At 63.9% G+C, this 25,759-nt stretch carries 24 protein-coding genes; 11 read left to right on the top strand and 13 right to left on the bottom strand.

Annotated features, from left to right (window positions below; genetic code table 11):
• Positions 1 to 7: 7 nt before the first annotated feature.
• Positions 8 to 1,306 carry an L-fuconate dehydratase gene (locus ACYPXD_RS07020; protein WP_459708998.1) on the bottom strand — a complete coding sequence of 433 codons (1,299 nt, stop codon included), beginning with the start codon at positions 1,304 to 1,306 and terminating at the stop codon, positions 8 to 10.
• Between the two features lie 189 nt (positions 1,307 to 1,495).
• On the opposite strand from ACYPXD_RS07020, the gene ACYPXD_RS07015 reads away from it, so the two are divergent.
• The 5 genes from ACYPXD_RS07015 (at position 1,496) to ACYPXD_RS06995 (ending at position 7,529) form a co-directional block, all read left to right on the top strand.
• Entirely contained in the window at positions 1,496 to 2,224 is a 729-nt protein-coding gene (locus ACYPXD_RS07015; protein WP_459708996.1) for a GntR family transcriptional regulator, read from the top strand.
• A gap of 6 nt (positions 2,225 to 2,230) precedes the next feature.
• Positions 2,231 to 3,742, top strand: coding sequence for a sugar ABC transporter ATP-binding protein (locus ACYPXD_RS07010; RefSeq protein WP_459708992.1), 1,512 nt, complete (start codon positions 2,231 to 2,233; stop codon positions 3,740 to 3,742).
• Between the two features lie 53 nt (positions 3,743 to 3,795).
• Positions 3,796 to 4,824, top strand: a complete 1,029-nt coding sequence (locus ACYPXD_RS07005; protein WP_459708990.1) for an ABC transporter permease — start codon at positions 3,796 to 3,798, stop codon at positions 4,822 to 4,824.
• Between the two features lie 43 nt (positions 4,825 to 4,867).
• Positions 4,868 to 5,809: a substrate-binding domain-containing protein gene (locus ACYPXD_RS07000; RefSeq protein ID WP_459708988.1), complete on the top strand. Its 942-nt coding sequence runs from the start codon at positions 4,868 to 4,870 to the stop codon at positions 5,807 to 5,809.
• A gap of 349 nt (positions 5,810 to 6,158) precedes the next feature.
• Positions 6,159 to 7,529 (top strand): FAD-dependent oxidoreductase, encoded by a 1,371-nt coding sequence (locus ACYPXD_RS06995; protein ID WP_459708986.1) that lies wholly within the window; start codon positions 6,159 to 6,161, stop codon positions 7,527 to 7,529.
• Positions 7,530 to 7,696: 167 nt separating this feature from the next.
• Here ACYPXD_RS06995 and ACYPXD_RS06990 read toward each other — a convergent pair whose 3' ends face one another.
• A complete protein-coding gene (locus tag ACYPXD_RS06990; RefSeq protein WP_459708984.1) occupies positions 7,697 to 8,743 on the bottom strand; it encodes an aliphatic sulfonate ABC transporter substrate-binding protein in 1,047 nt (348 codons plus the stop codon).
• 263 nt (positions 8,744 to 9,006) lie between these two features.
• Here ACYPXD_RS06990 and ACYPXD_RS06985 point away from each other — a divergent pair, with 263 nt between their 5' ends.
• The 4 genes from ACYPXD_RS06985 (at position 9,007) to ACYPXD_RS06970 (ending at position 13,058) form a co-directional block, all read left to right on the top strand.
• Positions 9,007 to 9,999 (top strand): ABC transporter substrate-binding protein, encoded by a 993-nt coding sequence (locus tag ACYPXD_RS06985; RefSeq protein ID WP_459708982.1) that lies wholly within the window; start codon positions 9,007 to 9,009, stop codon positions 9,997 to 9,999.
• Positions 10,000 to 10,025: 26 nt separating this feature from the next.
• On the top strand, positions 10,026 to 11,132 hold the full coding sequence (locus ACYPXD_RS06980; RefSeq protein WP_459708979.1) for an ABC transporter permease: 1,107 nt from the start codon (positions 10,026 to 10,028) through the stop codon (positions 11,130 to 11,132).
• Positions 11,126 to 11,950: an ABC transporter ATP-binding protein gene (locus tag ACYPXD_RS06975; protein WP_459708977.1), complete on the top strand. Its 825-nt coding sequence runs from the start codon at positions 11,126 to 11,128 to the stop codon at positions 11,948 to 11,950. The genes ACYPXD_RS06980 and ACYPXD_RS06975 overlap by 7 nt, the downstream gene beginning before the upstream one ends.
• Before the next feature lie 73 nt (positions 11,951 to 12,023).
• On the top strand, positions 12,024 to 13,058 hold the full coding sequence (locus ACYPXD_RS06970; RefSeq protein ID WP_459708974.1) for an ABC transporter substrate-binding protein: 1,035 nt from the start codon (positions 12,024 to 12,026) through the stop codon (positions 13,056 to 13,058).
• On the opposite strand, the gene ACYPXD_RS06965 is transcribed toward ACYPXD_RS06970, so the two are convergent.
• From ACYPXD_RS06965 to ACYPXD_RS06930, 8 genes are all read right to left on the bottom strand, one after another.
• Positions 13,019 to 14,254 carry an acyl-CoA dehydrogenase family protein gene (locus ACYPXD_RS06965; RefSeq protein ID WP_459708972.1) on the bottom strand — a complete coding sequence of 412 codons (1,236 nt, stop codon included), beginning with the start codon at positions 14,252 to 14,254 and terminating at the stop codon, positions 13,019 to 13,021. The two genes, ACYPXD_RS06970 and ACYPXD_RS06965, sit on opposite strands and share 40 nt — an antisense overlap.
• Before the next feature lie 35 nt (positions 14,255 to 14,289).
• Positions 14,290 to 15,240, bottom strand: coding sequence for an ABC transporter substrate-binding protein (locus ACYPXD_RS06960; RefSeq protein WP_459708969.1), 951 nt, complete (start codon positions 15,238 to 15,240; stop codon positions 14,290 to 14,292).
• A 95-nt stretch (positions 15,241 to 15,335) separates the two neighbouring features.
• Positions 15,336 to 15,947, bottom strand: coding sequence for a cysteine dioxygenase family protein (locus ACYPXD_RS06955; protein WP_459708967.1), 612 nt, complete (start codon positions 15,945 to 15,947; stop codon positions 15,336 to 15,338).
• A complete protein-coding gene (locus ACYPXD_RS06950) occupies positions 15,947 to 16,774 on the bottom strand; it encodes a class II aldolase/adducin family protein (protein ID WP_459708965.1) in 828 nt (275 codons plus the stop codon). Before ACYPXD_RS06950 ends, ACYPXD_RS06955 begins: the two co-directional genes overlap by 1 nt.
• Before the next feature lie 34 nt (positions 16,775 to 16,808).
• Positions 16,809 to 17,885: an LLM class flavin-dependent oxidoreductase gene (locus ACYPXD_RS06945; RefSeq protein ID WP_459708963.1), complete on the bottom strand. Its 1,077-nt coding sequence runs from the start codon at positions 17,883 to 17,885 to the stop codon at positions 16,809 to 16,811.
• Between the two features lie 172 nt (positions 17,886 to 18,057).
• Positions 18,058 to 18,198 carry a BBE domain-containing protein gene (locus tag ACYPXD_RS06940; protein WP_459709116.1) on the bottom strand — a complete coding sequence of 47 codons (141 nt, stop codon included), beginning with the start codon at positions 18,196 to 18,198 and terminating at the stop codon, positions 18,058 to 18,060.
• Between the two features lie 15 nt (positions 18,199 to 18,213).
• Positions 18,214 to 18,621: a heme-binding protein gene (locus tag ACYPXD_RS06935; RefSeq protein WP_459708961.1), complete on the bottom strand. Its 408-nt coding sequence runs from the start codon at positions 18,619 to 18,621 to the stop codon at positions 18,214 to 18,216.
• A gap of 267 nt (positions 18,622 to 18,888) precedes the next feature.
• On the bottom strand, positions 18,889 to 20,031 hold the full coding sequence (locus ACYPXD_RS06930; RefSeq protein WP_459708959.1) for a lactonase family protein: 1,143 nt from the start codon (positions 20,029 to 20,031) through the stop codon (positions 18,889 to 18,891).
• Positions 20,032 to 20,212: 181 nt separating this feature from the next.
• Here ACYPXD_RS06930 and ACYPXD_RS06925 point away from each other — a divergent pair, with 181 nt between their 5' ends.
• Positions 20,213 to 21,499 carry an MFS transporter gene (locus tag ACYPXD_RS06925; RefSeq protein WP_459708957.1) on the top strand — a complete coding sequence of 429 codons (1,287 nt, stop codon included), beginning with the start codon at positions 20,213 to 20,215 and terminating at the stop codon, positions 21,497 to 21,499.
• Between the two features lie 196 nt (positions 21,500 to 21,695).
• Here ACYPXD_RS06925 and ACYPXD_RS06920 read toward each other — a convergent pair whose 3' ends face one another.
• On the bottom strand, positions 21,696 to 23,132 hold the full coding sequence (locus ACYPXD_RS06920; protein WP_459708955.1) for an MFS transporter: 1,437 nt from the start codon (positions 23,130 to 23,132) through the stop codon (positions 21,696 to 21,698).
• Between the two features lie 24 nt (positions 23,133 to 23,156).
• Positions 23,157 to 23,630 (bottom strand): nuclear transport factor 2 family protein, encoded by a 474-nt coding sequence (locus ACYPXD_RS06915; RefSeq protein ID WP_459708952.1) that lies wholly within the window; start codon positions 23,628 to 23,630, stop codon positions 23,157 to 23,159.
• Between the two features lie 234 nt (positions 23,631 to 23,864).
• Here ACYPXD_RS06915 and ACYPXD_RS06910 point away from each other — a divergent pair, with 234 nt between their 5' ends.
• Complete coding sequence (locus tag ACYPXD_RS06910) at positions 23,865 to 24,536, top strand: TetR/AcrR family transcriptional regulator (protein WP_459708949.1); 672 nt, start codon at positions 23,865 to 23,867, stop codon at positions 24,534 to 24,536.
• Positions 24,537 to 24,667: 131 nt separating this feature from the next.
• On the opposite strand, the gene ACYPXD_RS06905 is transcribed toward ACYPXD_RS06910, so the two are convergent.
• Positions 24,668 to 25,738 carry an Ldh family oxidoreductase gene (locus tag ACYPXD_RS06905; protein WP_459708946.1) on the bottom strand — a complete coding sequence of 357 codons (1,071 nt, stop codon included), beginning with the start codon at positions 25,736 to 25,738 and terminating at the stop codon, positions 24,668 to 24,670.
• Between the last annotated feature and the right edge of the window lie 21 nt (positions 25,739 to 25,759).

Here is a 25,759-nt window from a genome sequence, read left to right as displayed (position 1 = left end):
GCGCACACTAAACACGCCACGCTTCGCCCGCGGGAAAGCTGAACTTCTCGAGCGAAGTCGCGTGCATCTCGATGCTGTACCCGGGCCGTTGCGGCGGCATATAGCGGCCGTTGCGAATCACGACCGGGTCGGCGAAATGCTCGTGCAAATGATCGACATACTCGAGCACGCGGTTGTCGAGCGACCCCGACACGCAGATATAGTCGAACAGCGAAATGTGCTGGACGTACTCGCATAATCCGACGCCACCCGCATGCGGGCATACGGGCACGCCGAACTTCGCCGCCATCAGCAGCACGACGATCACTTCGTTGAGCCCGCCAAGACGGCAACTGTCGATCTGGCAGAAGTCGATTGCCATGGCCTGCAACAGCTGCTTGAACATGACGCGGTTATGGCAGTGCTCGCCCGTTGCGACGCCGATCGAACCGAGCCGTTGACGTATTGCCGCGTGGCCGAGAATGTCATCGGGGCTGGTCGGCTCCTCGATCCACCACGGGTTGAATTCCGCCAGGCGCCGCATGTTCGTCACGGCCTCGTCGACGTCCCATACCTGGTTTGCGTCCATCATCAGCTTCAGGTCTTCGCCGATTTCTTCGCGCAGGATACGTGCGCGCCGCACGTCTTCCTCGAGATTGCCGCCCACCTTCTGTTTGAAATGCGTCCAGCCTTGTGCGACGCCCTCGCGCGCAAGGCGGCGAATCTTGTCGTCGTCGTAGCCGAGCCAGCCGGCCGATGTCGTGTACGCGGGATAACCCTGGGCGAGCATTTCCTTTTCGCGCTCGCCTTTGGTCTTTGCGTGACGATGCAGCATCGCGAGCGCTTCGTACGGCGTGATCGCGTCGGTCACATAGCGGAAGTCGAGGCAGCGCACGAGCGCCTCGGGGCTCATGTCGACCAGCAGCTTCCACACGGGCTTACCGGCCGACTTCGCCCACAGGTCCCACACGGCATTGACGACCGCCGCCGTTGCCAGATGAATCGCGCCCTTGTCGGGGCCGATCCAGCGCAATTGGCTGTCCGATGTAAACGCTCGCCAGAAGGCGCCCATATTCGCTGTGATCTCTTCGAGGCGCTTGCCGACGATCAGCGGCGATAGCGCCTGCACGGCCGTCACGCAAATCTCGTTGCCGCGCCCGATCGTAAACGTCAGGCCGTGGCCGGTCAGCGCTTGCGGTGCATCGGTTTCGAGGGTGACGTAAGTGGCCGAATAGTCGGGCGCCGCATTCATGGCGTCGGAGCCGTCGAGCGAACGCGAAGTGGGAAAGCGGATGTCCCGAACGGACAGTTTGGTGATGGTGGTCATCTGAGCATCCTCCGGGGCGGTGGCAGCAATGGCTTCAAGAAGCCAGGCCTCAAGCGGAGACGAACCCGCTATTAAGTGCGCATCGTTGCGCATAACCGCTTAGGGGTGCGCTAGGGATTTGCACTCGTTGACAACGCAGTATCTGTTTTTCTAGCATGCTAGCATGTCCTTATCAAAATCAAGCAGGCCGTGAGCTCTCCCACCGATGCAGCGAGTGCTGTGAATAGCCCGTATGTCGCACTGCAAAAAATCAGGGGCGGCGAACGCGGCAGCCTGACCGATGCGGTGGAAGAGGCGCTCAGAGAAGCGATCGTGACACTCGCGCTCGAGCCCGGAATGATGATCGACAAGATGGCGGTCTGCGAACGGATGGGCGTCTCGCGCTTTCCCGTGTCGGCCGCGCTGGCACGGCTCGAACATGCGGGCCTCGTCGAGGTTTTGCCGCAGCGCGGCACGCGCGTCAAACCCATCGGCATCGACGACATTCGCCAGCATCTGTTTATTCGCAGTGCACTCGAAGTGGAAACGGTACGCGGTGTCGCAGCCATGCATGACGAAGCCACGCTTGCCGCGCTGGCGGCCAATCTCGAGAAGCAGCGCAGCCTTGCCGGCACCGGCGAACGTCTTGCATTCCATGTGCTCGACCTGGCCTTCCATGAAATTCTGCTGGACGCGGTGAAGCTGCCGCGTGTGAAAGAAATCGTCGCGGTATCGCGCAATGCGTTGGACCGTGCGCGGCAATTACTTGCGAGCCCGGAGCGCCTTGCGCATACCTTCGACGAACACGAACGCATCTACGAAGCGTTGCGCGCGGGCGATGCCGATACCGCGGCCCAAGCGATGCACGACCATCTCGATCAGGTCGTCGCGGAATTGCACCGGTCCGCCAAAGTGAGACCGGACGTATTCGAGCCTTGAACCACCATGACCCCACTCATTTCCGTCAGCAGGCTCTGCAAAAGCTTTCCCGGCGTAAGAGCGCTGCACGAGATCCAGTTCGATCTGATGCCCGGTGAAGTGCACGCCTTGATGGGCGAGAACGGTGCCGGCAAGTCGACCCTGATGAAGATTCTCGCCGGCGTCTACACAAAAGATACGGGCGATATTCTTTACGACGGCAAACCCGTCGAATTTTCGAGTCCGCGCGACGCGCAAGCCTTGGGCATCGGCATCATTCATCAGGAACTCCAACTGATGAACCATCTCACCGTCGCGCAGAATATTTTCATCGGCCGCGAGCCGCGCTCGCGTTTCGGGCTCTTTCTCGACGAAGACCGGCTCAATGCGCAAGCGCGCGAGATTCTGGCCCGCATGCACGTGACTATCGATCCGCGCACGGTGGTCGGCACCTTGACGGTGGCGAGCCAGCAGATGGTCGAAATCGCCAAGGCGCTGTCGTTCGACTCGCGCGTGCTGATCATGGACGAACCGACGTCGGCGCTGAACGACACCGAGATCGCCGAGCTGTTTCGCATCATCCGGCAGCTCAAGGAGCGGGGCGTCGGCATCGTCTACATCTCGCACAAGATGGACGAGATCAAGCAGATATCCGACCGTGTGACCGTGATGCGCGACGGCGAATATGTCGATACCGTTTCCGCCCACGACACGACGATCGAAGCGATTATCGGCATGATGGTCGGCCGCAAGCTGGCCGATGTCGAACGCATCGAGCATGTCGAAGCGAACGGCGATATTGCGCTCGAGGTCAGGCATCTGGTCGCGGGTCCGCTCGTCAGGGACGTCAGCTTCACGTTGCGCAAAGGCGAGATATTGGGCTTTGCGGGTTTGATGGGCGCGGGGCGCACCGAGGTTGCGCGCGCCGTGTTCGGTGCGGACCCGGTCGAATCGGGCGAGATTTTCGTCAAAGGCGCAAAGGCGTCGATCAAAAAACCGAGCGACGCCGTCAGGCGTGGCATTGGTTACCTCTCGGAAGACCGCAAGCGCTTCGGTATTGCGACCGGCATGGACGTCGAGTCGAACATCGTGATGTCGAATCTCGGCAAGTTCCTGTCATGCAACATGTTCCTGCGGCGGACGCAGATACGCAAGACAGCACTGCATTTCATCAAGCTGCTCGCGATTCGCACGCCATCGGCAACTCAGGAAGTGCGGCTGCTGTCGGGCGGCAACCAGCAGAAGATCGTGATTGCCAAATGGCTCGAGCGCAACTGCGATGTGCTGTTCTTCGACGAGCCCACGCGCGGCATCGATGTCGGCGCGAAAAGCGAAATTTATAAGCTGCTGCGCGCGCTCGCGGCGCAAGGCAAGGCGATTGTGATGATCTCGTCGGAGCTGCCCGAGATTTTGCGCATGAGCGATCGCGTTGTCGTGATGTGCGAAGGGCGCATTACCGGCGAACTGTCGGCAAGCGAAGCAACCCAGGAGCGCATCATGCACCTCGCGACGCAGCGCGAGAGCTTGAAAGCCGCCTGAGCACGACCAGGCACCGCATGAGCAAGACAAGAATCCAAACGAGGTTCCACTCAATGACACCGCAATCATCCGATATCGCAGCGCCCGCCAAGGAACGACGGACGTCGGGCATACGCGCTCGCCTCTTCGCGCCGACCGCGCTGCAAAAGATGCTCGCCTTCGCGAGCCTGATTCTGTTGCTGATCTTCTTCAGCTTCGCGTCGCCCGCGTTCATGCAGATGGACAACATCCTCGGCATTCTGCAGGCGACCGCGGTGAACGGCGTGCTCGCCATCGCGAGCACATTTGTGATCATCACGGGCGGCATCGATCTGTCGGTCGGCACGCTGATGACGTTTACGGCCGTGATTTGCGGCGTGTTTCTCACCTACTGGCATTTGCCGATGTGGATCGGTGTGCTCGCGGCCATCGCGACGGGCGCGATGTGCGGAACCATTTCGGGCACGCTCACGGCGAAAATGAAAATCCCGCCGTTTATCGCGACGCTTGGCATGATGCTGCTGCTCAAAGGGCTTTCGCTGGTCGTCTCGAAGGATCAGCCGATCTACTTCACCGATACCGAAAACTTCTTCATGATTTCGCAGGATTCGCTGATCGGATACTTTCTGCCCAGCGTGCCGATTCCGAATGCGGTTCTGATTCTGTTCGTGCTTGCCATCGTCAGTTCGATCGCGCTCAATCGCACGGCGCTGGGCCGCTATACGTTCGCGCTCGGCAGCAACGAAGAAGCGGTGCGGCTGTCGGGCGTCAACACGGACCGATGGAAGATCGCGGTCTACGGCGTCGGCGGCGCGATTTGCGGCATCGCCGGTTTGCTGATCGCGTCGCGCCTCAATTCGGCGCAGCCGGCGCTGGGGCAGGGGTACGAGCTCGAAGCGATCGCCGCGGTCGTGATCGGCGGCACGTCGTTAAGCGGCGGCTCGGGCACGATACTCGGCACGATCATCGGCGCGTTCATCATGAGCGTGCTGACGAATGGCCTGCGCATCCTGTCGGTCGCTCAGGAATGGCAGATCGTGGTGACGGGTCTCATCATCATTCTCGCGGTCTACGCGGATATCCTGCGACGCAGGAAAGGCTGAAAAAGCGAACAGCAGTCAATCAATAGCCACCTTAGGAGGAGACATGTCGAAAAGAAAGCTGATGGCAGTTGCGGTTGGCGTCGGTGCGATGGTTGGTGCAATCGGGCTTGCTCACGCGGACGAGCCGTATATTCCGCTGATCTCGAAAGGCTTCCAGCACCAGTTCTGGCAGGCGGTCAAATCGGGCGCGGAGCAATCGGCCAAGGAGAACAACGTCAGGATCACGTTCGAAGGCCCGGAAACGGAAGCGATGGTCGACAAGCAGGTCGATATGCTGTCCGCGGCGCTCGCGAAGAAGCCGCAAGCGCTTGGCATTGCCGCGCTTGACAGCAAGGCCGAGATTCCGCTGTTAAAGCGCGCGCAGAACAGCAAGATTCCGATTATTGCGTTCGACTCCGGCGTCGACAGCAACATTCCGCTCACGACCTGCGCCACCGATAACATCGCCGCGGCCGCGCTTGCCGCGGACAAGATGGCCGAGCTGATCGGCAACTCGGGCGAGGTGGGCGTGATCGTGCACGACCAGACGAGCCGCACCGGTATCGACCGCCGCGACGGCTTCCTGAACGAGATGAAATCGAAGCACCCGGGCATCAAGATCGTGTCCGTGCAGTATGGCGGCGGCGACCACCTGAAGTCGGCCGAAATCGCCAAGGCGATGATTCAGGCGAACCCGAATATCAAGGGCATTTTCGGCGCGAATGAAGGGTCGGCGGAAGGCGCGGCGATCGGCGTCAAGGAGTCGGGCAAGAAGCTCGTGCTGATCGGTTACGACTCGGGCAAGGAACAGAAGGAGGACATCAATTCCGGCCTGATGGCGGGCGCGATTACGCAGAACCCGATCGGTATCGGCAAGTGTGTTGTCGATTCCGCGGTGAAGGCGTTGAAGGGCGAGAAGCTGCCGAAGAAAGTCGACACCGGCTTTTACTGGTACGACAAGAGCAATATGAACGACCCGAAGATCTCGGCCGTGCTTTACGATTAAACGCGCTTTCCCGTCAGGCGCGAGGACAGGAGGAAGCGCGTGCGCGCTTCCTCCGCCAGATTCGGTTTCCATCTTACCGCTCAATTCAACGGTGACCCGTTGAGCTCGGCGAAACCTTCGGGTTGCGCATCGGCGCACGCTGATTTCCACCATCCCGCATCCCCTCTCCGAAGCGTTTCCATCCCTCTCCGTAGGCGTTCGCCAATTCTCAATATCGTTCCCGGTCCGGAATATCGGCCTCTGCCGGTTGTTGTCGGTTCTGCAATGGCGCGCGCGCAGCTGTCGGACGGCTTCCGTCCGCGGCTCGAAGCCCGCACGCGCCTGTCACCTGACTCATCTGGAGAAGGCCATGTACCTGGGAAAGCGCGCAGTGGTGATCGGAGCCGGCGTCGGCGGCATGGCGGCCGCGCAGGCGCTCGTCGGCAGCTTCGAGCAGATCGTGCTGATCGAGCGCGACGTTTTGCCGGCGGACCCCGAGGCGCGCGCCGGCGTGCCGCAAGGGCGGCATCCGCACGTGCTGTTGCCGGGCGGCGTGGTCGCGCTCGATGCGCTGTTCGACGATTTCTCGACGAAGCTGCGTGACGCCGGCGCGAAGCAGTCGGATTTCAGCCATAAGCTGCTGATGGAGTTCTCCGCGCAAGTGGCGCCGCCGGAACGCCGCCTCGGCATTCCTCTGCTCAAGTGCTCGCGTGGGCTGATCGAATGGGTCGCGCGGCGCGAGTTGCAGCAGCAAGGAAGCATCGCGATACTCGACGGGCGACGCGTCACCGGAATGGTTGCGACGCCGGACGGCAACGCGGTTGCCGCGGTGCGCTATGAAACCCCGGCGGGCGCGCAGGAAACCATCGCGGCCGATCTCGTGATCGACGCATCGGGCCGAGGCGAACCGACCCTCGAATTTTTGCGCGCGACGGGCCGCGACGCGCCGGAAGAAACGGCGATGCGTATCGACATGAATTATTCGACGGCGATCGTCGAGTTTGCGCCGGAGAACCGGCCAGCGTACGACGTACTGCGCACAATGCCGGCGCCGCCTGGCAACAGTCATCAGGGCCTGATGACTATACGCGAGGACGATCGCTTCTTTGCGACGTTCGGCGCATGCGGTAACGATGTGCCGCCCGCGGAATGGGCGGACCTCATCGCGTTCTCGAAGACACTGCAGACCACGACGATTCACGACGCGCTGATGCACGCGAAGCCGTACGGCAAGATCTATCGGCATAAGTTTCCGGAGAATCGTCGGCGGCATTTCGAACGCTACGTTGGCTGGCCGCGCGGACTGATCGCGCTCGGCGATGCGATTTGCCGGTTCAATCCGGTCTATGGGCAGGGCATGGCCGCTGCGGCAATGGAAGCGCGGTTACTGCACGATCTGCTTGCGAGCCGCAAGAACGAAGCACAACCGCTCGAAGGACTCTTCGAAGCGCTGATGAAAGCGGCGAGCCCGGTGCTCGACAATATCTGGACGCTGACCGCGATGCCCGACCTCGCGTTTCGCGAGACGCATGGCGTGCGGCCCGACAACTTCGACGAGGCGCTCAGGTTCAACGCGATGCTGCCGCGTGCGGCCTGTCTCGACGCCGGCATTCACAAGCTGCTGACCGAGGTGATGTCGCTGCTCAAGCCGCGCTCGGCGCTCAAGGAGGAGCCCGTGGTCGAAAAGATCAGGCAGCTGGCCGCGCGGTTCGATGCGGCGAAGGATAGCCTCGAAGCGTGAGTCCTGAGCCTGAGCCCACGCACGACGCTACGCTGCGCGACACGCATCACGACCGGCGAAAACGCGCCGCCGACGTTCTTCACCGAACTCGCCGACGCGGCGAACGATGACGGTGCGATATAGGAAGCCAGCGCCCATGCATTGAGCGGGTGTCCGCGCCCGGCGCATCAGCCGCCGATCGTCTTTGCCTGTTTTGCCGTGAAATCCCAGTACAGCGCCTGTTTCGTCGGCACTTCGGCGGGCAGCAGGCCGTTGCGATAGAACGCATCGGCGATGGTCTGCTGTTCACCGAAATTTTGCGCGGCGACCGGACGCACGAGATAGCTGCGGCGCGCATTGGCACGCTCGATCGTCGCGGCGTCGAGTCCCCAGACCGGCGCCAGCGTGTTTGCGGCTTCCTGTGGATGCGCGCGCAACCAGTCGCCGGCTTCCTTCAACTGTTCGAATAGAACGGCGACGATTTGCGGATGCGCATCGGCGAAGGCGCGCGATGCGAGGTAGTAGCGCTGGTACGACGCGAGGCCGGTGCCGTCGGCGAGAATGCGCACGTCGGCCTCACGGTCGACCGATGCGACATATGGGTCCCACGTGACCCATGCGTCGACGCTGCCGCGCTCGAATGCGGCGCGTCCGTCGGCCGGCGTCAGATAGCTGATCCTGACGTCCGCCGGCTTGAGCCCGGCGCGTGCGAGGGCCGCTAGCAGCAGGTAGTGGCTGCCCGCTGCCTTGGTCACCGCGATGCGCTTGTCCTTGAGGTCGCCGATGGCATGCAGCGCACTGTCTTTTCTGACGATGATCGCCTGTGCGCCCGGCGACGGCGCTTCCTGTGCGACATAAACGAAGCGCGCATGCGCGGCCTGCGCAAAGACCGGCACCGTATCCGCGACATCCGCGCTGAAATCGACTGCGTCGACATTCAATGCTTCGGTCAATGGCAGGCCGCTCGCGAACTCGTTCCACGAGACGCGCACGTTGAGCGGCGCAAGCGCTTTTTCGAGCGAGCCGCGCGTTTTGAGCAGTGTGATCAGCGTCGACGATTTCTGATAGCCGATGCGAAGCGCGACGGGTGCGGCATTCGCGGCATTCGACGCGTTCGCATTGGCAGGCGCCTGGGCGAACACCGGCACGCTGGCTGCGGCAAGCAGTGAAGCGAGAGCGAGACGGGCGAATAGGCCGGCGAATTGCGCGGCAAAGCGGCGGCGGGTGTTTTGCATGATGGCGGCGACGTCCTTATTGTCGTTGAACGAAACGGCTGCGCTGTAGCGTCGAACCGACGATCGTAGCAACCGCGGCGTCGCGCGCGAACTGCCGGATTCAGCTAAGGATTTGACGGACGCTGATAAGCGCAGTCGATTCAAGCCTCTGAAATACCGCTTCGAATGGCAAAGATCGAACCGAGATAAACATATCGAAAACCAATGATTCTCACGGCGGCGCTTCATCGATACGCTTTGCCAACTATCGACCTTGAGGCCTTATGACCGCTTCCGCTCGAACGTCATTTCAGATGCGCCGGCGCCTGCTCGGCGCCATACCGACGCTTGCCGTGCTGGGTGCGACGTCGCGCATGAGCAGTGCGCGCGCCGCCACGGCCGCCGACACCCCGACGCTCGTGCTCGGCGATCAGGCAGGCGGCACGCGTGCGCTGATCGAAGCCGCGAAGGTGCTCGAAGGCGCGCCGTACGCATACCGATGGGCGAATTTTCAGGGCGCCGCGCCGCTTTTCGAGGCGCAACGCGCGGGCGCTGTCGATCTGGCGCCGGCGGGCGATCTGCCGGTGCTCGCAGCGGCGGTCGGCGACCCGACGCTCAGGATCGTCGCGACACGTGTCGGTTCGGCTACGCAACTGGGCATTCTTGTCAGGCCTGAGTCGTCGATACGCACGGTTGCGGACCTCAAGGGGCGCACGATGTTCGTGTCGTCCGCACGCGGCAGCATCTCGCAGTTTCAGCTGTATGGCGCGCTCGCGGAAGCAGGGCTGACGAAGGACGACGTCACCGTGCGATTCATTCTGCCCGTCGACGCATTCGCGGCCTTCGCATCGGGCTCGATCGAAGCATGGGCGACCTTCGATCCTTACTACGGCATCGCCGCGCAGCGCGGCGGGCGTGTGCTGCGCGACGGCACGGGCATCAACAGCGGCCTGGGGTTTATTACCGCGTCGGGCGCATCGCTTGCGGACCCGCGCAAGCGGGCCGCGATTGCCGATGTGCTGGTCCGCTACCAGCGCGCGGGCGACTGGGCGATCGCGCATCCCGATGCCTACGCGCAGATCTACGCGACGCTCACGCGCTCGCCGCTCGAGGCGGCGCAGCAGATCACGCAACGCGCGGCGCTGCGCCAGCGCTTCATTGCGGATGCGGATATCGAGGCATTGCAGAAGGTGGCCGACAGCGCCTATCGCAACGCGATTCTGCCCAGACGCATCGATGTGCGGGCGATTTCGGAAACGCATATCGCGAACGCTTGACAACACTGTCCACGGAAAACGCAGGTATGTCCACCACCCACACCCACAGCCGGACTCTCGAGGTCGCCCGCACTGCCTCGCGCGACGGTGCATCCGCGGCCGCGAACGGCAATCTGGCCGTCGCGCTGTTTGCAACGCTTGCATGGCTCGGCAGCGCGGCCGTCACCGTATGGTGGCCGGCTGCCGACATCTGGCCACGCACGCGCGAACTGCTGGTTCTGAAGCTGCTGCTCGCCGCTCTATCGGCAATCGTCCTTGCCATTCGATGGCGTACAACATCGGGCCGCACCGCTCAAGCGACGCAAGCGACGCACGGGACGCACGGGACGCACGGGACGCACGGGACGATCCCCGCGGCCCGGCCGTCTGTCGACGCATGGCTCGCCGCGACGCCATGGCTGCTCGCACTCGCGCTCGGTGTGACCGCGTGGGAGGTCGTCACCGCACAGCTCGAATGGCTGCCGCGCCCGTTTTTCGCGCCGCCTCAGGCGCTGATTGCGGTCTATGCGGACGATCTGCCGAGGCTCGCGGCCAGCGTGGCGCATTCGCTGGCGCTGCTCGTCTACGGCTATCTGCTCGGCGCGCTGACAGGCTTTGTGACCGGGGTGAGCATTGGCTGGTCGCGCGCGGTCGGCTACTGGCTGCATCCGGTGCTGCGCCTGCTTGGCCCGTTGCCCGCGACCGCATGGTTGCCGCTCGCGTTTTTCTTCTTTCCGTCGAGCTTCAGCGCGAGCGTGTTCCTGATTGCGCTGGCCACGGCGTTTCCCGTCGCGGTCCTGACCTGGTCCGGCGTCGCGAGCGTGAACAGCGCCTACTACGACGTGGCCCGCACATTGGGCGCGCGCACATCGTTTCTCGTATTGCGCGTGGCGATTCCCGCGGCGTTACCGTCGGTGTTCGTCGGGCTGTTTATGGGCCTTGGCGCGTCGTTCGCGGTGCTTGTCGTCGCCGAGATGATGGGCGTGAAGGCGGGGCTCGGCTGGTATTTGCAATGGGCGCAAGGCTGGGCCGCGTATTCGAACATGTATGCGGCGCTGCTCGTCATGGCGCTGATGTGCTCGGGGCTCGTCACGCTGCTGTTCCGCGTGCGCGATCGACTGCTCGTCTGGCAAAGGGGATTGCTCAAATGGTAGCCGCTACCGCTCGACCGGCGCCGCCGACGCAGGACCACCCGAAGAATCGTGCGGACGCGGGCCTCATAAACGGTGTTCGCATCGACGTGCGCCATGTCAGTCACCACTTTGCGTTGCGCGGCGAACCCCTGCCTGTCCTCGACGACGTGAGCCTCACCGTCGAGCCCGGCGAATTCGTCGCCCTGCTCGGGCCGAGCGGCTGCGGCAAGTCGACCTTGCTGCGCCTCGTTGCAGGGCTCGACAAGCCCGCGCACGGCACCTTGCATGCGCATGGCGAGCCGATCGCGGGACCGGACCCGTCGCGCGTGGTGGTCTTCCAGGACCCGACGCTGTTTCCGTGGCGCACGGTGCGCGACAACGTCGGCATCGGCCCACAGGCACAGCGCGCCGGAAGCGGTGCGCGCGAGCGGATCGACGCGGCGCTCGAACTCGTCGGGCTCCTCGCGTTCGCCGATGCGTTTCCGCATCAGCTGTCGGGCGGGATGGCGCAGCGCGCGGCGCTCGCTCGAGCGCTCGTCAACAACCCGCAATTGCTGGTGCTCGACGAGCCGTTCGGCAAGCTCGATTCGCTGACGCGCATCCGGATGCAGAGCGAACTGGTGCGTCTATGGCAAACGGCCGGCTTCTCGGTGCTGTTCGTGACGCACGACGTCGAAGAGGCGCTTTATCTCGCGAACCGCGTGATCGTGTTCAGCGAGCGGCCCGCGCGCATCGTCGCGCAGGTGCGCAACGACGCACCGTATCCGCGGCATCGCGACGACCCGAAGCTCGTCGCGCTGCGCCGTGACGTGCTCGCGCAACTGGGCCTTGATGCCTGAGGCGCGCGTTCAATCGCATCTTCAATCGCATCTTCAATCGACAATCGCATCACTTATGGGGAAACAGAGAACGATGAATCCGATCGATCACAACGCGCCCACGCAGCCGTCACGACGCGCGTGGCTGCGCAAGACCGCATGGACGGCGGGCGCCGCCGCGCTCGGCGGCGCGACGTTCGGGCTGCCGGGCGTGCGCGCTGCCGCCGACGAAAACCTCAAGCCGCTCAAACTGTCGTGGAACGCGGGCGCGATCTGCACGGCGCCGGTTCCGGTGGCGGCGAAGCAGGGCTTTTTCCGCAAGCACGGCCTCGACGTCGAAACGGTCAACTTCGCGGGCTCGACCGACCAGCTGCTCGAAGCGATCGCCACGGGCAAGTCCGATGCGGGCGTCGGCATGGCGCTGCGCTGGATCAAGCCGCTCGAACAGGGCTTCGACGTGAAACTGACCGCCGGCATCCACGGCGGCTGCATGCGGCTGCTCGCGACGAACACCTCGGGTATCGTCGATTTGCAGGGACTCAAGGGCCGCACGGTCGGCGTCAGCGATATGGCGAGTCCCGCGAAAAATTTCTTTGCGATTTCGCTGAAAAAGATCGGCGTCGATCCGGACCGCGACGTGAGTTGGCGGCAATACCCGGCGCCTTTACTCGGCGAGGCGCTGAAGAAGGGCGAAGTACAGGCGATTGCCGACGGCGACCCGACAATCTGGACGTTGCGCGAGACCGACCGTCTGCATGAAGTGTCGAACAACCTGTGCGGCGAATACGCCAACCGTGTGTGCTGCGTGCTCGGCGTGCGCGGGTCGCTCGTCCGCAAGGACCGCGCGACCGCCCAGGCGCTAACGCAGGCGCTGCTCGAGGCGACCGAGTGGACCGCGAACCATCCGGACGAAGCCGCCGCGATCTTTGCGCCAAACGCGCCGGGCGCGAACGTTGCGCAACTGGCCGCGATGCTCAGGAGCCACACCGACCACCATCATCCGGTCGGCGCTGCGTTTCGCAATGAGATCGCGCTCTACGCCGACGATCTGAAATCGGTCGGCGTGATCAATGCGAGCACCGATTCGCATCAGTTCGCGACACGTGTGTTTTCGGATGTGCTGGTTTGATCGGGATAGGCGCTGAAAGCCGCGCGTCCGAGATTGCCGAGGACCGTGTCGTCCTGCGGCGTATGGATGCGCGCGCACAGCACGTCGCGGTAGTGGCGCTCGAGCGGATTGTTGCGGCTCAAGCCCGGGTTGCTGCTTGCTTCGAGTGCAAGCTGGACGGCTTCGATCGACTGCTTGCTGACGAGGTACTTGATGGCCGGTGCTTCCGCGGCATCGACGGCTCCCGCCGCACCGGCGTCGAGCAACGTGCGGTTGCTGAAAAGCAGCGCGTCGATGCGGCCGGCGAGCTGCTGGAAGCGATCGAGGTTCGCGAGGGGCGTGTCGAGGCCCGACGGTACCCGCTCTGCGGTCCAACGCGTGAACCAGTCGCGCGCGACGCCGTCGTAGATGGCCGGCAACAGCACGCTGGTCCATAACGATGTCGCCAGATCGAACCCGGCCGCGGGCCCGGGCGGCTGCAGGTCGGCCACGCGGGCGCGCGGCACGCGCACGTTTTCGAAGATTACTTCATGGCTGCCCGTTGCGCGCATGCCGAGATGGTTCCACGGTTCGCCGATGCGGATGCCGGGCGAATCGCGGTGCACGACCCAGGTGCCCACACGCGGCGATGCGTCGTCGGTGCGGCCCCATACCGCGAGCCATGTCAGGCCCGGGCTGCCCGTTGAATACAGCTTGCGGCCGTTCAGCACCCAATCGTCGCCGTCGAGACGAGCGACGGTTGCCGGCAAACCCCCGCGCGACGGTGAACCGAGTTCCGGTTCGACACGCAGCGAATTGATCAGCGCGCCTCGCTCGACCGCGTCGCGCGCAAGTTGCTCCCGCAAGGCGGCGGGCCAGTTGGGATCTGCCTGCAGCCGTAGATGACAGAGACACTGCATGACGAGAATCAGCGCAGTCGAGGGCTCGCCGCGCGCAACCGCGCGCACGACCTTCAGCGTTTGCGCGAGCGTCGCTTCGCGTCCGCCGAGTGCGCGCGGCACGGTGAGCGAGAGCAGGCCGGCACGGCGCAGCAGCGCGAGATTGTCGTACGGGAAATGCGGGCCGGCGTCGAGGCCGGCGGCGCCGGCGGCGAAGGTGCGGGTCAGCCGCGCGAGCCAGGCCGCGGCGCGCGGGCTGTCGAGGTCGGCCAGCGCGCCGAGCGCATCGGCGTCGCGCTCGACGTCGACGAGCGCATGTTCGGGAGGGCGGTGGGTCATGGGCGAGGGCGGCGGTCTGGTTGAGCGGGCGAACGTCACGGCGAGCCGAGCGGAAACTGCCGGTCAAAACTCGGCTTTACGTCGAGCCGCGTCTTGATGACCTCCGCGCGCTGATAAAGATCGGCCGTCTTCTGCTGTTCGGCGATCAGTTTGTCGTCGATTGCGACCGGATGCAATTGCGCGCGCTGGTAGACGGTTTTCAGCACGGACGGCGGCAATCCCGTGACCTTCGATTGCATCGCGGCGACTTCGTCAGGGTGCGATAGCGCCCAGCGCTGCCCGGCGGCAACGCGCCGCAGGAAATCGGCGATCTGATCGTGCTTTGCCTTGATCGAGGCCTCGGTTGCCGCCTGAAAGCTCAATCCCGATGTCAGATTCACGCCGTTCGCGATACTGCGCGTGTGATCCAGCTGCTCGGAGAGTGCGACATAGGGGTCCCAGGTCGACCATGCGTCGACATTGCCGGACGCGAGCGCGGATTTTGCATCGGCCGGCTGCATGAAGCGCAGCGACACGTCGGACAGACTGATGCCGGCGCGCGCGAGCGTCGCGATGACGAGGTAGTGGCCGATCGACCCGCGCGTGGTGGCGATGCGTTTGCCTTTGAGATCGGCGGGCGTGCGGATCGGCGAACCCGCGGCAACGATGATCGCAAGATCGACCGGCGTGGAGCGTGTCGCGGCGACGGCGCGCACGGTCGCGCCGGCCGCGTACGCGAAAATCAATGGCGCATCGCCGAGCCCGCCAACGTCGATTGCGCCGGCATTCAACGCTTCGCCGAGCGGTTGCGCAGCAGGAAAATTGAACCATTCGATCTTGTACGGCACGTCTTTCAGTTGCCCCGATGATTCGAGGATGCCGCGCGTTTGCAATTGCTGGTCGCCTACCTTTAAAGCGGAGCCGTCGGATGCTGCGTTTGCCGCAAAGGGGGCCGCGCATGATGCGGCAAGCAGAAGGTGGATAGCGTGGGAAAGCAGACGGTTCATTGAACGGCGCATGGGCGAATGGTGACAGGGCAAGGAACGGAGAAGATCACGATACGCACGCGCTTTATCGAACGCAAACGCATTATTCTGCTTTGCTAATCGGCGGCGACGAGATCGGTGTTCCGCGCCCTCGTCGTGTCCCACAGATTCGGCAGCGTGTCGTTCGAATAGCCCGAGATAAAGTGCTTGCGTACGCCGTCGGCGGAATACGTGGAGCGTTGTACGGCGCCGATGTTCGCGCCATACACGTGAATGCTGACCGACGTGCGATCGTCGTAGGCATTCCGTACGCGGTGGATGTCGCCGATCGACGGCGACACGGCCTCGACATCACCCGCGGCGAGGCGAATTTCGCCGCCCGACTCGCGCAGCGCGCCTCTGCCGTCGCGCGCGTAGGGGGCCGCGAATTCGGCGCCGCGCAGCACGCCGATCAAGCCCCACACCGTATGGTCGTGAATCGGCGTTTGCTGGCCCGGACCCCATACGAAGCTGACGACGCTAAAGCGCTGACGCGCATCCGCATACAACAGGTATTGCTGATACCGCTCGGCTGAAGGCCGCGCATACGCATCCGGCAACCAGTCGTCGACGCGCACGAGTTCCCGCAATGCCGCGGCGCCGCGTTCGAGCAGCGTCGGTTCCCGCGCGTTCGAATCGACGATCTCCGCTATTTCGCCCACGAAACGCCGCAATTTATCGAGCGCCATCAGTCGCGCAGCGCCGGTTCGTCTTCAACGAGCCCCTCGTACAGGCTTTCGAACGCATGTTGCGCGCCGCCCGGCCGGCCGACCTGCTGATGCGTCACAGCGGCGACGTCATGCGGAATCGGTTTCGGTGTACCGGCCGCTTGCGCGAGCAGTTGGGTATGGCAGGCATTCTCGAGCGCGATGTACCACCACGCAGCCGCTTCGACGGTCGGCCCCGCCGTTAGAATGCCGTGATTCTTCAGGATCACCGCCTTGTTCGTGCCGAGCGCGTCCGCGATGCGCGCGCCTTCAGTCGTGTCGAGCACGACGCCCCGAAAGTCGTCGAAGAGCGCATGGTCTTCGTAGAACGAGCAGGCATCCTGAGTGAGCGGGTCGAGCTTGCGGCCGAGCGTCGACCACGCCTTGCCGTACAGCGAATGCGTGTGCGCGGCGGCGACGACGTCGGGCCGCGCTTCATGAATCGCGGCATGAATCGCAAACGCAGCCTGATTCACGGGACCTTCGCCAACGACGATTTCCCCATGACGATTGACGAGCAGCAGATCCGATACGCGAATACGGCTGAAGTGGCGGCCGAGCGGATTGACCCAGAAGTGATCGGTCCATTCCGGATCGCGCGCGGTGATGTGGCCTGCGAGACCCTGAGCGAATCCATAGCGCGCGAAGAGGCGGAATGCGCCGGCGAGGCGCTGCTGCCGGTGCAGGCGTTCTTGCGCCAGCGTGCGCGGCGGCGCGGCGTCGTCGTCGAACCAGAACTTGCGGACCGGCGCTTTGCGCAGCGCAGCGTGAGCGGTAGGGGCGGGATGATCGAGAAGCGCGTTCGTCATGATAGGTACTCGCTGGAATGAATGCGCTGCCGGCTCAAGCCGCGTGTTGCGCGCGCGCGGTCAGTTCGCGCGTGGCGGGAATCAGCTCGCGGCCGTAGTCGATCGCGTCTTCGAGCGGATCGAAGCCGCGGATCAGGAATGTCGTCACGCCGAGCGCGTAGTACTCGGAAAGCGTCTGTGCGACCTGCGACGGTGTGCCGACCAGCGCAGTCGAGTTCGATCGTCCGCCGATTTCCCTCGCCACCGCGGTCCACAGACGTTCGTCGGCACGCACGCCTTCGCCGGCCGCGGCAAGCAGCCGCCGCGCGCCTTCGCTCTGCTGCGGGCCGCCGCGCGAAAAGCCCTGTTCGACGCGCAAACGGCGGGTTTCTTCGAGAATGTGTTCGGCGCGCTCCCACGCGGCTTTTTCGGTCGCCGCGAGAATCGGCCGGAACGACACCGAGAAGCGCACGGTGCGGCCATGTTTCGCGGCTTCGGCACGCACGCGGGCCAGTTGTTCGGCCACCTGCCGCTTCGATTCGCCCCACAGCGCATACACGTCGGCATGCTTGCCGGCCACGGCGAGCGCGGCTTCCGACGCGCCGCCGAAATAGATCGGCACGTGCGGTGTCTGTTTCGGTTTGACTTCGGAGAACGCCTTTTCAACGCGATAGAAACGGCCTTCATGGTCGAACGGCTTGTCTTCGGTCCAGACACGGCGCAGGATTTGCAGATACTCGTCCGTGCGCGCGTAGCGATCGTCGTGGCTCAGGAAATCGCCGTCGCGGCGCTGGTCTTCGTCGCTGCCGCCTGAAATGAAGTGCACGGCGAGCCGTCCGCCCGAGAAATGGTCGAGCGTCGCGATCTGCCGCGCGGCGAGTGTCGGCGCCACGAAGCCTGGCCGATGCGCCAGCATGAAGTGAATGCGTGACGTAACGCTTGCCGCATAGGCAATCGTGATCGTCGCGTCGGGGCTCGTCGAACTGTGCGGCACGAGGATACGGTTAAAGCCCGCGCTTTCATGCGCCTGGGCAAACGAACGCACGTAGTCCGTATCGATGGCCGGACCTTGCGGACGGTGCGTTTCCGATATTTTGCGCTGCTGGATCATGCCGATGAATTCGACGCTCACGTTCGCTCCTGCGGTGGATTTTCGTTATGGCGAACGGGTCGCTGCGCAAGCAGACGTGCGGCATGCATACGACTTCGACTCGCCCGGCCGTGGATCGAGTCAGGCTAACACCGCGGCGGGCAGGCGCTAAATAGCAAATATCGATATCGTTATCGGCAAAACGGCGGCTGCGCTACCTGGCGCCCGACGGTTCGATATTCTGATTTTTCCTGAACAGGTTGTGCGAGGCGTAGCGTTGCTTCACGGCGGCGAGCCGCTGATAGTTCGGTCCGTGAGCGGCGTGGCGCTTTTCCGGCGAAACGGGATACTCAATGTTCCGCCGATTCGTTTAGCGAAGCACGGCGTCTGCCGCACACTGCCCAATCGATGCATCGTCGGCGGGGCTCGCGCCGGACACGCCGACCGCGCCTAAAACATGACCATCGACAATCACGGGGACGCCGCCCTCCAGAATGCCGCTCAGAACCGGCACCGAGAGCCATGCGACGCGGCCGCCGTTGATCATGTCTTCGAAAGCCTTCGATTCCCGCCGGCACAGTGCTGCGGTGCGGGCCTTTTCTATCGCAACATAGGCAGTCACGGGCGCGGCATCGTCGGTGCGCTCGAGCGCGAGAGGGTGTCCTCCGTCGTCGACCACGGCGATGCTCACGGACAGCTTCCTGTGGGCCGCTTCGGCTCTCGCGGCTGCCATCAACGCGGTCACTTCAATAGATGTCAACACGTGCTTTGTCTGCATTTGGAACCTCGTTCGAACCTCAATCGGAAGGGAAAATCGTCTACGAGGGAACGATGCGTCATGACGTCAACGTTCCCGTTTATGAGAACGGGTCGTCGTCGTGCTTATTCCGCGAAAGAGGTTTCGCAATCGATGCACGCAGCTTCCAGAAAACTGAACTGGTGACGCGAGCAGGCGGCGTAGCCGAATCGGTCCGATCATTCGCATGATCAAACCGATAGGTAGGGATGCAGACGAAAGAATTGGGAGCTGAGGCGCGCGCGCCGCTCAGTGAGCGTTGCCGGCAAACACGACGCACACGGGGCTGCCGGTTTCGACGATCGCAGCTTCCCGCCATGGCAACAGGCTGTCGCGATCGATCTCGCGACTCACAATCGTGTGACTGCGTTCGTTCGCGACGAGCAGTCGCTGCCCATCGGGCGTCAGCGTGATAAAGCGCGGGAAGTGCCCAAGTGACGGAACACACGCGGCCACCGACGGTACGCTCAGTCCATTCTGGTCGAGCGGCAGACACGCGACCGAATCATGCCCCCGATTGGACACATAAAGCATGCGCCCCGACGGATGCATCACGATGCCCGCGACGCGGTTCGGCCCGCTGTATTCGCTGGGCAAGGTCGAGACATGGCCGATGCATTGAAACGTTCCGGCGTCCTCGTCGAACGACAGCGTCGTCACGGTCGAATCGAGTTCGTTGCCGACGTAGACGAGCGGCAACACAGGGTGGAACGCGGCATGCCGCGGCCCCGCGGACTCGCGGCTGCGGAAACGGTTCAGTTGCGTTTCGGCTGCGCTGGCGCCGATGCGGATGGCGAAGACCGCGTCGAGCCCCTTGTCGGGCACGATATGCCATGGCGTGGAACGTCCCGCCGATGTAAAGCGCAGCACGTGATGCGGATGCGGACTGCTCTGCTCGATGCGATGCGGCCCCGGTGAACCGGGCAGCCCGAGCAGCAGGCGCACCGGCTCGAGCGAGCCGTCCGCGGCCACCGGCAACACGGCGATCGTGCCCGTCGCATAGTTCGCGACGACGAGTTCGCGTTCGTCGTTCGATAGTTCCAGATGAACGGGGTTGGTGCCGCCGCAAGGTTGCCAGTTCAGAAAGCGCAGCGTGCCGTCCGCGGGATCGACGGCGAAACTGCTGACCTCCGCATGATCGCCGTGTACCGCATAAAGCCGATCCTGCGCACGGTTGAGACTCAGAAACGACGGGTTGACGAGCCCCTCGACGATTTGCAGCAGTGTCCACGCTCCAGACCTGGCGTCGACCGAGTACACGCTCAGGCCCTTGCCTTTTCCATTGCGCGCCGCGGTGGTGCGGCTGCCCACATAGGCGATCCAGCTGCCGGTTGTGCGAGCGCCATTCACGTTTAGCGGGTTGCCTCGCGCGTCGTTCTTCGTTCCGTCCAATGCTTTCTCCGCTGTGACCGTCTGTCTCGGGCGCCGCCGCTTCACGATCGACCAGCCAGGCGATCGGGCTCCGGAAACACGCCGTTGACTTTTGTGATCATAAAACGCATTGTACGACTTCTTGTCCAAAGCAGGGCGCATAACACCAGGGCCGACCACGGTCCGGATCAAGGAGAGGCAAGTGGCTTTCAGGCGCGGCTGGGTATTGCTGTTTCTCTTTTCGCTCACGACGATCAACTACCTCGATCGCGTCGTGCTGTCGGTGGCGGCCAAGCCGATTGCCGCGGAGTTTCATTTGTCCCCGGTCAGCCTCGGTTACCTGTTTTCGTCGTTCGTCTGGACCTATACGGTGTTTCTGATTCCGATGGGCCAGTTCGTCGACCGCTTCGGCACGCGGCGCGTGGCCGCGTTCGGCATCGGCATCTGGTCGCTCGCCACCGTGCTGACCGGCGCGGCCGGTGCGTTCGGGCCGCTGCTTGCAGCGCGGCTCGCGATGGGCGCGGGCGAAGCGAGTAGCAACCCGGTCTGCGCAAAAACCGTGCGCCAGTGGATTCCGGCGCGCGAACGCGGTGTGGCCAACGCGATTTTCAACGCGGGCTCCTTCGCGGGGCCCGCGTTCTGTCTGGCCTTGATCGGCTTTCTGATCGCCGCCTTCGGATGGCGCTGGGCGTTCGTTATTTCGGGAGCCACCGGTTTCGTGTGGCTCGTGCTGTGGCTTGCGCTGTTCGACACGCCCGAGCGCACGCGCTGGCTATCGCAGGCCGAACGCGAGATGATCGTGCGCGAACGCAATCACGGTGTGCAAACGCAGGCGGAGGGCGTGCCCGATGGCTTGATGCGGCTTCTGCGTTCGCGCACGCTGTGGGGCATCGCGTTGACCGAGGGCTGCAACATTTACGCGCAGTATCTGTTTCTCACGTGGCTGCCGTCGTATCTGCAGATGACGCGGCATCTGTCGATCACGAACAGCGGCTGGCTAAGCGGCGTGCCTTACGGCGGCGCCGTGGTGCTCGCCGTGCTGGCCGGCTTTCTCAGCGACCGCTATGTGAAGCGCGCGGGCGTCATGTCGGGACGGCGGCGCCATGCGATCGCGGTATCGATGATGTGCGGCGCGGCGATTCTGCTCGTGCCGCTGGCGACGAGCTTCGTCGCGCTCGTTGCGGTGCTGACCGTGTCGCTCTCGGGCATCGCGGCAACCAATGCGACGAACTTCTCGCTGCTCTCCGATATGCTGCCGAACCAGCGCGATATCGCGAAGGCGATGGGGTTTGTGATCGTCGGGGGCAACGTATTCGGGCTGCTTGCGCCGATCGTGACCGGTTATGTGATCGCGAGCACCGGGGGCTTCGATTGGGCGTTTGCGATTGCCGGCGTGTTGCTGCTGACCGGTATCGTGATCACGCTGACGATGACGCATCAGCCGATTGTCGCCGGAGGGAGCGCGGCGCTGCGGCCGGCGCGAAGCTAACGAAGGTCTGCAGAACGCGCCTTGCGTCCCCCGCGGTTCAATCTCCGCCCGCATGTCCAAGGCCCTGTACCCGGCCAGATCGACGCGGAGCACGCCCCGCGGCGCCTGGCCGGTGCGGCTCGCAACTGGATCGCCGTGCATGCCGTGGGGAATCAGCAGCGATGTTCTCCTTGCCGCGAGCGAGGGGGGGCTGGACTCAACGAGGCGCGGCCCGTGCAGCGGCATGAATGCTCGATCTCGAAGCGACGATGGACAGGACGGCGGAAACGGTCAGACTGCCGCCGACGCACATCATTGCGACGACCAGCGCCCTGGCCAGGGTCACCGGATCCGGTGAAGTCCCTGCGACAGTGAAGAAGACGCCGCCGATGACCGCGACACCCAGTGCTGCGCTGATTTGCAACGCCGAATTCGTGATGCCTGCGATCATCCCGGAACCAGTCGCCGGTGCGCGATTGATCACCGAGCGCACCAGCGTCGGCAGCGCCCAGCCCTGACCGAATCCGAGGAGTGCCACCGCCCCGATCAGCGGGAACCGAGCCGGCATCTGTCCGGGCGCGCCGGCCACGAGGGCGGCGAGGAGCAGGCAGCCGACGACCTCGAGCATCATGCCGATGGCGGGGACGCGGTCGCCGAAGAGGCGGATGGCCAGCGGGGTCGTCAGCGGTCCGATGAAGGCGCCGACCCCGAACGGCAGGAATACCAGCCCGGTCTCGAACGGGCTCATGCCAAGTGCCGCCTGGAGGTAGACGGAGAACGTCAGGAAGAAAGCGGAGACGACGTAGAAGAAGAGGACGCCCGTAAGCCCGCTCATCAGGCCAGGCCTCCGGATCAGCTCCACGCTGATCAGGGGCACGCCGCCCCGGCGGGCGTAGGCCACCTCATATCGGCAGAAGCCTCCCCCTGCGACGGGGCACGCGATCAGCATTGCGCAGGCCCACCACGGCCAACCCAGCTCCCGCCCTTCGACCAGCGGCACGATGAGCAAGCCCAGCGTGAGCGCACAGAGCAGCACCCCGATCCGGTCTACCGGTGCCGGGCTGTCACCGCGGACGTCGGGTAGCAACGGCAGCCCGAAGATCAGGACGGCGGCGACGACGGGCAAGTTGATGAGAAAGACGACGCGCCACGCCAGGTGAAAGATGTCCGCAGAGATCAACGCACCCCCGAGCGCCTGCGCGGCTACGGCGGCCAGTCCCACCGCGGCGCCGTAGAGGCTCAAAGCGCGCGCGCGCTCCTTCTCCGGGAACAGGGCGTGAATGGAGGCCAGCCCTTGCGGCGCCATGGCGGCGGCGCTCAGGCCCTGCAGCACACGGCCGAGGATCAGTATCGCGGGTGACGATGCGAGGCCGCAGATCACCGATGTCAGTCCGAAGCCCGTGACACCGATCAGGAAGATCCTGCGCCGGCCGAAGAGATCGCCTAGCCGTCCTCCTGTGATAAGGAAGACCGCGTAGGCCGCGGCGTATCCGGAAATGACGAGTTGCAGCTCTGCAGCGCTCGTGTGGAGAGTGCTCTGGATGGACGGCAGGGCGACGTTCACGATGAAGAAGTCCAGCGGAGGCAGAAATGCTCCCACCAGCAACACCGCGAACGCCGACCATCGACGCGTGGAGGAGGTTGTCGTATGCATGAGTTTCGGCGGCCGCAAACCGCGTCAGGCCGGACGGCCGAAGCGTTCCGTTCCCGCGACGGGGTGCCAGTTCTGGAGCGGCGTGGCGTAGTGCATGGTGAAGGTGCGCTCCAGGAATGCCCAGCGGCCTTCGCGTCGCTGATAGACGTCGCGGTATTGGCCGCTCACCTGAAGCGTGCCCTGATCGACGTCGTAAAAAAGACAGTCCGCCGCCACGAGGCCGTGGCCGTTGTCACCGTCCACCGTGATCAGGGCATTCGCCATCCAATGATGCATGTGGGGCATGCGCTTCATGTTGATGCGTGCTTGCGCCAGGATCGCCTCGAGGCCGTCGGAGTTGCCGTTCGCGCCTAGCAGCAGGCGCGATTCGGGATGCCAGAGCGTGGCCAGCAGCTCGATGTTCATGGTGTCGAACGCCTCGGCGTAGCTGGCGATCAGCGCATCGATGGCGAAGCGGCTTTCGATGGCGTCAAGGCGTGCTTCAAGTTCTTTGGACATCGTTTATTTCCGTATCGATTGGTATACAAATAGTGAAAAAAATGCGGGGCTCTTGTGGCGACCCCGCGCTGCTCTGGATTTACGTACCGAGTGATACAAATATAGGGGAACGTGGCAGGCCGTGTCAACCGCCGTCTTGAACGGCCCGCTGCCATGCGCGGGAGCTTGCAAGTCGCGACTTGCCCGAAGATTATGTATCGATTAGTATGTATATTTTGACCGACGGAGATATTCATGGGTCAGCGGGGGCGGCCACGCACGTTCGACCGCGATGCGGCGATCACTTCGGCGATGCATCTGTTCTGGGAGCATGGCTATGAATCAACGTCCTTGTCGCAGCTGAAGGCGGCGATCGGCGGGGGCATTTCCGCGCCCAGCTTCTATGCGGCCTTCGAGTCCAAGGAGGCGCTGTACAAGGAGGCGCTGGAGCGATACATGGAGATTTATGGCAAGGTCACCCGTAGTCTCCATGACACGTCGCTACCGCCACGGGAGGGCGTGTTCCTGGCGCTGCTGCGGTCGGCAAGGATGCAGATTGAGAGCGGGCACCCGAAAGGCTGTATGGTCGCGCTGGGCGTTGTCGGGGCCAGTTCCATCGGCAGCGAAGCCGTCACCGGGTTGCTTCGCGAGGTGCGCAGTCGCACGCGCGCCGGTTTCCGCGCCTGCGTAGCACGGGGCATCAAGAGCGGGGAACTGCGCAGCAGCACAGATCCGGCATCGCTGTCCATCGCGTTCGACTGCTTTTTCCAGGGACTGTCTGTGCTCGCCCGCGATCGGGTCCGGCATGCCGTCATCGAGAAGGCCGTGACCGACGCGATGGGGATCTGGGATGCCGCAATGGAGCAGCCGATGCCTGAGGAGGTCTGCAAAACCAGGCACGGAACCTCATTGCCTGAGGGCGCCTGAGCCGCGAACATCGAGCCCGCGAAGCCGGCCGTGGACGCCACGCTGATCTTCCCGGACATGGTGACCGAGTGTGCCGAGAAGATGAAGGCGGGCATCCGAGCCAAGGTCGAACATCCGTCCGGGGTCGCTTGTCAGCTGCGTGCCACTGGCGCAACGCCCGCTTGCGCGGCGACTTTATCGAGCACACCGAACGTATCCGCGGGCAGCAGAATTCCTTCGACAATCTGCCGCTCATGGGCGCGCGCTTCCCGCTCGCCCGGGTAGAACACTTCGTCGGCGCCTTCGGCCAGCGGCACCTTCTTCAGCGTTTCGATATACCGCTCCATGCGCGCGCGAAATTCGTCGATCGGCTGAAACGCACCGACGTTAAGCGCGATCATCAGATGTCCGGCACAGCTTCGATTGACCGGGTCGTAAGGGCCGTGTACTTCGTCCATAAAGCCGCTGCCCGACAGTACGCCCGACAACACATCGACGATCATCCCGATCGCGTAACCCTTATGGCCGGCCATGGGCAGGATAAAGCCCTGCAGCGCCTCGGTCGGATCGGTTGTGGGGCGGCCCTTCGCATCGATCGCCCAGCCGAGCGGGATGTTTTCATGGCGCGTCTGCGCGAGAAAGATCTTGCCGCGCGCGACGCCCGAATTCGCGACGTCCATGATCATCGGCGAATAGCGGCCGGCGGGCACCGCCACCGACCACGGATTGGTGCCGATCATCTTTTTGAGGCCGCCCCACGGCGCCATGTTCGGGCCGCCGTTCGTGGTGACGAGCATGATGCAATCCTGTTCGGCCGCCATGCGCGTGAAGTACATGCAGGTGCCGAAGTGATTCGAGTAGCGCACCGATACCGCGCCGATGCCGTGCGCCTTCGCGCGCCGGATCGCATCGAGCGCGGCGTGTTTCGCGACCACGGGCCCGATGCTGTCGCCGCCGTCCATCACGGCGACCGCGCCGGCGTCGACGGGGAACGACAGGTTCGTCTGCGCGTGCATCGCACCCGAGCGTAGCCGCGCGTAGTACCAGCCGAGCCGCAGCACGCCGTGCGACTGATGGCCCCATAAATCGGCCTGAACCATCGCATCGGCGGCGACGAATGCGTCTTCCGCGCTCGCGCCGGCAGATTGGTAAACGGCGCCGACGAAGTCGCGCAGCGTGTCGGGGGCGACGCGTTGAAATTCGCTGGAGTGGAGGGTACTCACGTAGGCAATCCTTTGGGGAAA

Source organism: Paraburkholderia sp. 2C (assembly GCF_054589215.1).
The sequence above is the reverse complement of the archived record's forward strand: the minus strand, read 5'-3'. Positions and strand labels throughout refer to the sequence as shown.

Bases quoted from the DNA above. Each gene is read 5' to 3' on its own strand.
- ACYPXD_RS06910 (WP_459708949.1), top strand. From the start codon at position 23,865: ATGGGTCAGCGGGGGCGGCCACGCACGTTCGACCGCGATGCGGCGATC.
- ACYPXD_RS06990 (WP_459708984.1), bottom strand. From the start codon at position 8,743: ATGCAAAACACCCGCCGCCGCTTTGCCGCGCAATTCGCCGGCCTATTC.
- ACYPXD_RS07020 (WP_459708998.1), bottom strand. From the start codon at position 1,306: ATGACCACCATCACCAAACTGTCCGTTCGGGACATCCGCTTTCCCACT.
- ACYPXD_RS07010 (WP_459708992.1), top strand. From the start codon at position 2,231: ATGACCCCACTCATTTCCGTCAGCAGGCTCTGCAAAAGCTTTCCCGGC.
- ACYPXD_RS06950 (WP_459708965.1), bottom strand. From the start codon at position 16,774: ATGACGAACGCGCTTCTCGATCATCCCGCCCCTACCGCTCACGCTGCG.
- ACYPXD_RS06980 (WP_459708979.1), top strand. From the start codon at position 10,026: ATGTCCACCACCCACACCCACAGCCGGACTCTCGAGGTCGCCCGCACT.
- ACYPXD_RS06975 (WP_459708977.1), top strand. From the start codon at position 11,126: ATGGTAGCCGCTACCGCTCGACCGGCGCCGCCGACGCAGGACCACCCG.
- ACYPXD_RS07005 (WP_459708990.1), top strand. From the start codon at position 3,796: ATGACACCGCAATCATCCGATATCGCAGCGCCCGCCAAGGAACGACGG.
- ACYPXD_RS06995 (WP_459708986.1), top strand. From the start codon at position 6,159: ATGTACCTGGGAAAGCGCGCAGTGGTGATCGGAGCCGGCGTCGGCGGC.
- ACYPXD_RS06970 (WP_459708974.1), top strand. From the start codon at position 12,024: ATGAATCCGATCGATCACAACGCGCCCACGCAGCCGTCACGACGCGCG.
- ACYPXD_RS06935 (WP_459708961.1), bottom strand. From the start codon at position 18,621: ATGCAGACAAAGCACGTGTTGACATCTATTGAAGTGACCGCGTTGATG.
- ACYPXD_RS06960 (WP_459708969.1), bottom strand. From the start codon at position 15,240: ATGAACCGTCTGCTTTCCCACGCTATCCACCTTCTGCTTGCCGCATCA.
- ACYPXD_RS07000 (WP_459708988.1), top strand. From the start codon at position 4,868: ATGTCGAAAAGAAAGCTGATGGCAGTTGCGGTTGGCGTCGGTGCGATG.
- ACYPXD_RS06965 (WP_459708972.1), bottom strand. From the start codon at position 14,254: ATGACCCACCGCCCTCCCGAACATGCGCTCGTCGACGTCGAGCGCGAC.
- ACYPXD_RS06985 (WP_459708982.1), top strand. From the start codon at position 9,007: ATGACCGCTTCCGCTCGAACGTCATTTCAGATGCGCCGGCGCCTGCTC.
- ACYPXD_RS06955 (WP_459708967.1), bottom strand. From the start codon at position 15,947: ATGGCGCTCGATAAATTGCGGCGTTTCGTGGGCGAAATAGCGGAGATC.
- ACYPXD_RS06920 (WP_459708955.1), bottom strand. From the start codon at position 23,132: ATGCATACGACAACCTCCTCCACGCGTCGATGGTCGGCGTTCGCGGTG.
- ACYPXD_RS06915 (WP_459708952.1), bottom strand. From the start codon at position 23,630: ATGTCCAAAGAACTTGAAGCACGCCTTGACGCCATCGAAAGCCGCTTC.